The organism is Adlercreutzia sp. DFI.6.23 (assembly GCF_024462535.1).
GTDB classification, from domain to species: Bacteria; Actinomycetota; Coriobacteriia; order Coriobacteriales; family Eggerthellaceae; genus Adlercreutzia; species Adlercreutzia rubneri.
The window spans coordinates 1-408 of record NZ_JANGBP010000168.1 but is presented as its reverse complement, the minus strand read 5'-3'; the positions used below and the strand labels follow the sequence as shown (position 1 = coordinate 408).

Sequence of the window (408 nt, the reverse complement as noted above, 5' to 3'; positions counted from 1 at the left end):
TGCGTGAAGTCGGAGTTGCTAGTAATCGCGGATCAGCATGCCGCGGTGAATACGTTCCCGGGCCTTGTACACACCGCCCGTCACACCACCCGAGTCGTCTGCACCCGAAGCCGCCGGCCGAACCCTTCTGGGGCGGAGGCGTCGAAGGTGTGGAGGGTAAGGGGGGTGAAGTCGTAACAAGGTAGCCGTACCGGAAGGTGCGGCTGGATCACCTCCTTTCTAGGGAGACAACCTAGAGCCGTTCTCATCCTCCCCAGCATCCGGCTGCGAGGGCTCCGAGCGAGAGTCCCCGCGCACCTTGACAGTTGCATAGCGCGTGACATGAAAATGTCAACATGATCAACACCAACATCAATTTCCTAAGCTGATTAGGTTCTCGATGGGTGCTCGCATCATGGAATAGACGAT

Annotated in this window: 1 rRNA gene; it reads left to right on the top strand. The window is 58.1% G+C overall.

The window, feature by feature from the left end:
* Window positions 1-219 (top strand): 16S ribosomal RNA (locus tag NE591_RS12845); the annotation flags it as partial.
* Between the last annotated feature and the right edge of the window lie 189 nt (window positions 220-408).